General features: G+C 37.9%; 7 protein-coding genes. 2 read left to right on the top strand and 5 right to left on the bottom strand.

Features of this window, described 5'->3' with window-relative positions; translation table 11 throughout:
• Positions 1 to 228: 228 nt before the first annotated feature.
• Positions 229 to 1,446, top strand: a complete 1,218-nt coding sequence (locus tag V7K79_RS13340) for a glycosyltransferase family 4 protein (RefSeq protein WP_335048305.1) — start codon at positions 229 to 231, stop codon at positions 1,444 to 1,446.
• A gap of 151 nt (positions 1,447 to 1,597) precedes the next feature.
• Here the strand turns inward: V7K79_RS13340 and V7K79_RS13345 are convergent, their stop codons facing one another.
• The 5 genes from V7K79_RS13345 to V7K79_RS13365 form a co-directional block, all read right to left on the bottom strand.
• Positions 1,598 to 1,879 carry a hypothetical protein gene (locus V7K79_RS13345; protein WP_335048306.1) on the bottom strand — a complete coding sequence of 94 codons (282 nt, stop codon included), beginning with the start codon at positions 1,877 to 1,879 and terminating at the stop codon, positions 1,598 to 1,600.
• Positions 1,872 to 2,105 (bottom strand): hypothetical protein, encoded by a 234-nt coding sequence (locus V7K79_RS13350; RefSeq protein ID WP_292783841.1) that lies wholly within the window; start codon positions 2,103 to 2,105, stop codon positions 1,872 to 1,874. Before V7K79_RS13350 ends, V7K79_RS13345 begins: the two co-directional genes overlap by 8 nt.
• An 806-nt stretch (positions 2,106 to 2,911) precedes the next feature.
• A complete protein-coding gene (locus tag V7K79_RS13355; protein WP_335048308.1) occupies positions 2,912 to 3,451 on the bottom strand; it encodes a Dps family protein in 540 nt (179 codons plus the stop codon).
• Between the two features lie 296 nt (positions 3,452 to 3,747).
• Complete coding sequence (locus tag V7K79_RS13360; RefSeq protein ID WP_335048310.1) at positions 3,748 to 4,104, bottom strand: hypothetical protein; 357 nt, start codon at positions 4,102 to 4,104, stop codon at positions 3,748 to 3,750.
• Between the two features lie 536 nt (positions 4,105 to 4,640).
• Positions 4,641 to 5,759, bottom strand: coding sequence for a glutamate-cysteine ligase family protein (locus V7K79_RS13365; RefSeq protein WP_335048311.1), 1,119 nt, complete (start codon positions 5,757 to 5,759; stop codon positions 4,641 to 4,643).
• Positions 5,760 to 6,432: 673 nt separating this feature from the next.
• Here V7K79_RS13365 and V7K79_RS13370 point away from each other — a divergent pair.
• Positions 6,433 to 7,110 (top strand): Mo-dependent nitrogenase C-terminal domain-containing protein, encoded by a 678-nt coding sequence (locus V7K79_RS13370; RefSeq protein ID WP_335048313.1) that lies wholly within the window; start codon positions 6,433 to 6,435, stop codon positions 7,108 to 7,110.
• The last annotated feature ends 407 nt before the right edge of the window (positions 7,111 to 7,517 follow it).

Genomic DNA, 7,517 nt, shown 5'->3' on the forward strand with positions numbered 1-7,517 from the left:
TAATGAGAATTCTTTAAGATGCACCGAACTTGATTTCCATTTTTGGAAACAATGCCTATTTTACAGCTATTTGAGCCTTAACTGAACCGTATTGGTATATATAGCAGTTGCCAGATAGATTAGGACATAATGAGAAGCGTGAATCTCAGGAATAGTAAGGTTTTTACCTCCTGCCTTCTGCCTCCTGTCTCCTGTCTCCTGCTATATCACATTTGATTCATTACTTGTATGAACATTTTAATGCTATCTTCCACCTTTCCCTACCCACCAACGCGCGGGGGAACCCAAGTCAGGACATTTAATTTACTTAAATACCTAAGTCAACGCCATACTGTTACCCTGGTGACTCAACGCGAGGGCGATGTTACAGATGCAGAAGTAGCAGGATTACGCGATTGTGTGGATCATCTAGCCATTTTTGAACGTCCGCCAGATTCTCAAACCACCAGAATATTGCAGAAAATACAGCGATTTAATAGATTTTTGCAGCAGGGGACACCGCCAAGTGTACTCAACCGCTACTCAGTTGAGATGCAAACATGGGTTGATAATTGGGTGGAAGCGGGAAAATGCGATGTAATTACCTGCGAACACAGCGTCAATGAAATTTATGTGCAGCCACATTTTCGCAAACAGCTAAAAACCATCGTTAATGTTCATAGTTCTGTTTACGCTACCTGTCGGAACCAATTAACAACAGGTATTTCCGAAAATTCATTCAGAGATAAAATTAATTTGCCACTTTTGCGGCGTTATGAGCAAAACTACTGTGCTAAATTTTCGGCAATTGTCGCAACAACACAAGAAGATAAAATTCAATTACAAGAATTTAACCCCAATAGTGAAATTACAGTTATTCCCAATGGTGTAGATTTAGTTTCTTTTCCTAACCGTACCATTGATCCAGGAGGACATCGCCTAATTTTTATTGGTGCAATGGATAATTTGGCAAATATTGATGCTGTCTGCTTTTTCAGCAACGAAGTTTTGCCAGAAATTCAAAAATTGTATCCCGATACAACTTTCGATATTGTCGGTTCTCATCCTGTAGCGGAAGTTTTAGCACTTGATAAAAAACCAGGAATTAATGTGCTTGGGCGTGTACCTTCGATGGCAGAATATTTACATCAAGCCACCATCTGCGTTGTACCGATGCGGACTGGGTTTGGGATTAAAAATAAAACTTTAGAGGCAATGGCAGCTGGTATACCTGTAGTAGCGAGCGATCGCGGTTTAGAGGGATTAGCTGTAGATGCTGCTAGTCATCCATTACGGGCATTACGAGCCAATAAATCGGCAGAGTATGTCACCGCTATTAGTCAACTATTCGATCGTCCACATCTGCGTTCAGAATTGTCTCACAACGGCAGACAACTAGTAGAAACAGAATTCACTTGGGATATTGCTGGTAAAAGCTATGAACAAGTTTGTCTTGGGAAAGAGTAATACTAATTAGTCATTAATACATACATAAAACTTTCTTTTTTCTGTGAGATAAATATGTGTAGAGACGTTGCATTACAACGTCTCTATATCAGTTGTACAAATTATCTTATCTAAATCATCTTGGTTTTTTGTTAGCTGGTGAATAAGCACATTAATTATTGTCAAATTTAGTTGAACAACCTAACACAAGTAATTTCTTCTGCTTACGTTTCTTCTTATTTTTAAGAGTAATCAAATAATTCTCAACGTACCGAAAAGCAGCTGCACCGTCGTAATCAGCAATAGCGATCGCTTGCAAGAAAACCTTTGAGGGAATTTCAAACCCTAAAAATTTTTCTGTTAAGATTAATAAATCTTCATCTGTGGCAGGAAAAGTAGTTTCTTCTGCCCCTTCTGAATCAAAAAATATATCATCAATTAATGTTTTATACACTTTGTACCTCCCCAAAAGCATAAGATGCAAAGCCTGTAATGAAGTTTAGCTGCTGATCGCGAGTTTGTAAGTTAACAGGAAGTTCAGTACCAGGACATCCGATTTCCCGTAAAATTTCTAAACAATAAGCACCGAGTTGAGTGTATGGAGCTTGCTCTAATTCCTGAGCTACTTCTAGAGCCATCTCCAAATTGACTTGGATAACCGTCTTTACAGGGTTGGTCATAAATCCGCCCTCATAAACTGGATGCTCTAAGTTTTGATCGCAATTACAAATAGCGTAACGGTGTTTTTGCGGAATTTATGAAGAGGGTAAATTAAAGTATCAGCGCATTTGCGGTAATGCACCCAAAATTATGCAAACTAGGCTCAAAGCTAGGCAATTTCTATCTAAGTGCGGTATCTGTCTGCATACGTATAAATGTTTATAAGTATTTTAATAATATGTCTAACATACTTACTTATTGTAGGATAGACCAAAAAACCCATCCCACAATATGGGATAATTTATTTATTATAAATCTTTGATATCTAGTTTTGCAGAGTAGTTTAACAACAGAGGCAGAATGCAGTTCATCAATTTTTAATTTTAGATGAACTGCATTTATTAGAAAAAGCCACTGTGGTAGATAAATTTCTCGGCATAAAAAAATCAGTCGTGTGGTTGGATCTCACGACTTGAGAGGACTTACATCAAGTGACATTAGTACATGAAAACCAATTTTCAATTCCAAAATCCGAAACTGGCAGGGTGAATGAGTAGATGTAGGCACAATAGCATTCAGTTAAGAAAATTGGAAGTTGAGGAATAAAACCTAGCAAAGTCACAAAAGTGCTAGGTTTTATTCCTCAAACGTCACTTACTTCAACGGGGGGAACCCTTGCAACGCAGTGGCTCCCTAACCTACGTAGAAGTTTAGTTTTAGGCTTAACTGAACAGTAATGGATGCAGGTAGATTAATTCTTTCACATCAATTAAGGCAAGAATCAATCTTCCCTCAGCCATCTTCAAATCAGATGTATGATTATGAGCTATACACCTACGGGAGTCTTAGCCCCTGCTGCTGGCTGTCTACCATCTGCATCTAGTGCCTCGCCTTCAATAAATGAACGCAGCATCCAAGCTATCTCTTCATGCTGTTCGAGTAGTCCAGTTAAAAAGTCGGCAGTTCCTTGATCGTGGAACTTTTCACCAGACTGATCCAAATGGTCTCTCAAATTACGAATAACCTGCTCGTGATCGTCCACTAAATTAGCTACCATGCCTGTTGCAGTGGGTACACTACCAGCGTGTTCCTTGAGGGTAGCAAGCTTGAGAAATCCTTCTAATGAGCCAACTGGATAACCGCCCAAAGCACGAACCCGCTCTGCCAAAGCATCAATATTTAGAGTCAGTTTTTGGTAGTGTTCTTCCCAAAGCTGGTGCAAAGAGCGGAACTGAGGACCAACGACATCCCAGTGGTACTTTTTGGTTTTCACCAATAGTAGATAGGCATCTGCCAAATCTTGGTTTAACAGATTAATTACACCTTGACGCTGTTCGTCTGTCAATCCAATGTTTATCGCACGCATTGTTTTCCATCCCTATGCAAACTTATCTATTAACTTGCCAAATTTTCTACCTATTCGACATCGACCAAAGGAAATATTATTGGTTGAGATTAATTGTTACATTATATGATTATACCTATGCCTTAATAGGTAGTACTCTTCAGTCGATAGATAATTTATCAACTAGCCATATATCCTTACTTGCTTTTTATCAGTTAAAAAAATATATAGAGATTTTAATGTAATATATAGCAATAAGTGATTACTTTTACGCAATCACCCATTACTAATGATTAATTACTAAGATATTAACTCTGTTACTTACCAGTAATCTTGTCCAAGAAACTATTTGCTTTTTCTTCCACAGATTTTGCACTTTGAGTATTCTCAGGACGCTTTTGCTTGTCAATGTCAGCTGCTCCCTGAACTTCATTAAGTCCTTTATTGGATTCTTTTTGAACCTCTTTCAATCCTTTTGGTGGTTCTTTAGCCGCTTCGTCAGTTTTGCGCTGAATGTCAAGTAATTGTGTAGTACCTTCTTGGGGACTACTTTGGTAACTATCGATTGCGAAAGCAGGAAAAGCATTAGAGAATAATACTAGAGCGCAAGTAAATGCCACTACTAGAAAACGTACTGGACGGAAAATAGATAAAACAGCAGTAATCATCTTCATTGGAAATCCTCGATAACAGCCTTAACAACGCAGAACTTTTACTAAAAGAATGAAGCATATATCTTTACTTAGCAATTTTAAGCAACAATAAAACTGTTAAGCTCCGCTTCAATTTAAAAGTTCTTTAAAAACAAACCTGACGAACAAATATCCTTTGTTTTTCTAAATTTTACAATAAGGGATAACAAGCAAATACCACCTTAATCATTTAGAAAAATCATTAGATTTTACAAAATCATTAGATTTCATAATTGAAATTTTTCGTTTCAGGTTCACTGTTTACACTTTTACTTTGAGAAAGCTAACCTCTGCATCAATCTCTAGAATGAAGTTTACTACATCTTTAGTTGCAATAAAATCAGTCTCTAGGTATATCGACTTAATCTAGTTTTAACAGGTTAATGGCTCTACTATATATGTTCAGTTAGCTCAATTTTATTCATCAAATGAATTTCATGAATATGCACCTGAGAGGACATTTGTAAAGTATAAATTTATATAAAGATTCTTTTTAATCTCTTTATTATAAAAGGAGATTAAAGAGAATCTTTTCTATTAACTTGATAAGTCTTGCTTATTACCTTTTCTATTGAACTTACTTGATGGAACATTTCGATTAATTCATGGGATCTTGTTTTTCGGTTTGCCAGCATAACTTTTAACGGCGTTAAATAATGAATATCTGGGTCATTTCCTAAAGCAACTTCGGCTGCTTGCAAAACTTTTGTCGCATTTTCAAAAATACTTTGGTTTTCAAATGCTTCTTTTGCAGAAAGTTGGTGTAACGCTGCATCGGGTACAGTTGCTCTCCCCAGTAAAGTTTTATCTAACACCAAACCCTTCAATAATATCAGTAAAGCCGCATAGATTAAAAAATCATCACAACTATCACAAGCCTTAAATTCGATGCGTCCCACTTCAGCCGGAATGCGGGCAATTTTTGTTAAGGAAGGTGTGCTATTAATCAGTTGTTCTTCTTTTTGAACAAAAACTAGAGTAGCTGGCCTTTTTCCAGTTCTGATAAATGTTCGTACCGATAGTCCATCCCATAAACCTCCGTTGTAAAAAGGAGAGCTATAACTAAAAGGAACGATATAGGGACTGTAATAAGTTAACTTTCTGCCAATATCAATTACATCTTCAGTTGAAAAATCTGCTACTGAAATATTTAAATCAGGTCCATAAGATACCATGTGAATATTAGCAGTTTGTTCGTCAGGATAAGCTTCTAGCTGTTTAATTTCATAATTATTTAATGGGGGTTGAGGCTCAAAAGCTGGATTGTAGGGATTGAAACTAACCAAAACTGGTGATAAGCCAAAGTCACTGGCAACCTTACGTAGCAAGTCAAAACTTTCTGATAATTCAGTAATAGCGCCTTGAATATTAGAGTGGATAGTTGTTCTAATTTCAATACCTTTAACATGACAGTCTATTACTTCATCAGAATCCGCAAATCTTTCAAATCCCTCAATGTACCATCTCTTCATCTTAATACCGGCATCGCCAACGCGGAGTTGAGGATAGTCACTGGGATATGTAGGTAGCCTTTGAATAATTTGACTGAAATCAGTAAATTTTGTGTGAGAAAAATCAGCAAACTTTCCCTCATTGTTCAAGAAAGCTACTTCGTGTTCAATGCCAAAGAAAAACATTATATATACCTTAATTTTTTAGAGTAAACTAATTTCACTAATACCAAGCGATCGTAATCCTATAAAGAAGCAAGGGGAGGATCACAAATGTGCAAGTTTATTTTTATACGGTATTTGGACTTAGGGGAAAAACGCATCTGCGTAGCGTCTCGTTAGAGAAGAACGCAAAGGAAAGAAGTTTGTACAGGGTTTTTGTACCAGTCCTGTGTCTTTTGGCTTGCATTGGGATGTTCCCGAAGCAAGTAACATAGGTAAACGATTCATTATAGAAAAGCGTCAGCGATATTTAGCTGGTAGGTTCGCATACTTAGAAAACTCCTTCATTCTGTGGCGCAAATTACAATCTTAAACTTGATGAATATTTGAGATACTCCAATCAAATTCACTTTAAGTAGGAAAATTCTCAACAATCTTACAAATGGATTTTACCTTAATACCGACTGTTGCAATTTGAAAACTTCTCTGATTTATTTTTCTATCCTGCTTTCACTATAGGACTCATATTTGATTTTTGAAAAAAACTCAGTACACCTTTATTCCTTCTTAAGAGTCCCCAGTCCCCAGTCCCTTACCTCTACGAGTGATTCTCCAAATCAAATCGGATTGCTATATCTTCATAGTCATTGGTTAGGGTAGCGTAGTAGTGACTGAGGAAAGCTTGAGACGTGAGTTTATGACAAGTACCGTTCAATCCCCCTACAGCAACGAACAGATTGCCGCTTGGTTGCGTGGACTGCTTACTATTGCTTGGGCTGATGGTGATTTTGACGTTCAAGAACAGGAATTAATTGCCAGCATCACCAAAAATGAATTAGCTCCTAAGATTAAATTCGACTCTCTAGAGATAATTACCCCAGAAGAATTAGCCGCAGTTTTGGGAAAAGGTACGCCAGCCGCAGAAAATTTCTTAAGGACAGCAGTGATGGTAGCGATCGCAGATGGTACTTATTCTCCCAGCGAAGATGAGATTCTGCAACAGTTCTGTCAAACCTTGGAACAGCCAGAGAATTTACTGGAAGCCCTTCGCCACACTCTAGAACACCCACAGCAAATTACCTTCCCTATCGCCAGTACTGGGCTGACAAAGCGTCAAATTAATACCCTACACTCCCTGCAACACTGGCTTGATGGGCTAGATATCCAAGACCCAAGAGTAGCCCGCTTTTTGTGTAAAATGATTCCCGCGCAGTGTCCCTTTGAGCGAAATATCACCTTATTTGGACGTAAGATTGTGCATATTCCACCGATGTGTAAAATTAACCCGTTATATGAGCAACTGGTAGGTTTACGTTTTCGCGCTCTTTCCTATTTAGCAGATAAATGCGGTGAAGATATTTCACCATATATTTGAGTAGGGAGCAGGGGAGCAGGGGACAAGGGGACAAGGGGACAAGAGGTGAGAACTTGCAACGCCGTTTTTCGTCCGTTCCTTGCGCGTCTCCTTTAGGAGAAGTTCTGATGCCTACGGCGAGCTGCGCCAACGCTGGAAGGCAGCGCTCAGACTTTTTAAGAGTCCCTTTGTCCTCTTCCCAATGCCCTATTTGCCCAATAAATAGTTCTATGGTTGAATGAAAAATTTGGCCTACTTTTGGGAATACTTAATTTATTCACCTGACTAATCTAGAACTCAGGCATTATCAATATGAAATGGATGAATAAACAATCATTAAGCTGTTAGGCAGCTAGATTGTATAATAAGAGATTAAATAATTAATTTAGTATCAGCCACTTATGCCAGCCAAAAATCACCTTTCTGAA

Source organism: Nostoc sp. (assembly GCF_036917575.1).
Taxonomy (GTDB): Bacteria; Cyanobacteriota; Cyanobacteriia; order Cyanobacteriales; family Nostocaceae; genus Nostoc.

Coding starts and splice junctions, on each gene's coding strand:
- V7K79_RS13360 (WP_335048310.1), bottom strand. CDS start 4,104: ATGAAGATGATTACTGCTGTTTTATCTATTTTCCGTCCAGTACGTTTT.
- V7K79_RS13350 (WP_292783841.1), bottom strand. CDS start 2,105: ATGACCAACCCTGTAAAGACGGTTATCCAAGTCAATTTGGAGATGGCT.
- V7K79_RS13370 (WP_335048313.1), top strand. CDS start 6,433: ATGACAAGTACCGTTCAATCCCCCTACAGCAACGAACAGATTGCCGCT.
- V7K79_RS13365 (WP_335048311.1), bottom strand. CDS start 5,759: ATGTTTTTCTTTGGCATTGAACACGAAGTAGCTTTCTTGAACAATGAG.
- V7K79_RS13355 (WP_335048308.1), bottom strand. CDS start 3,451: ATGCGTGCGATAAACATTGGATTGACAGACGAACAGCGTCAAGGTGTA.
- V7K79_RS13340 (WP_335048305.1), top strand. CDS start 229: ATGAACATTTTAATGCTATCTTCCACCTTTCCCTACCCACCAACGCGC.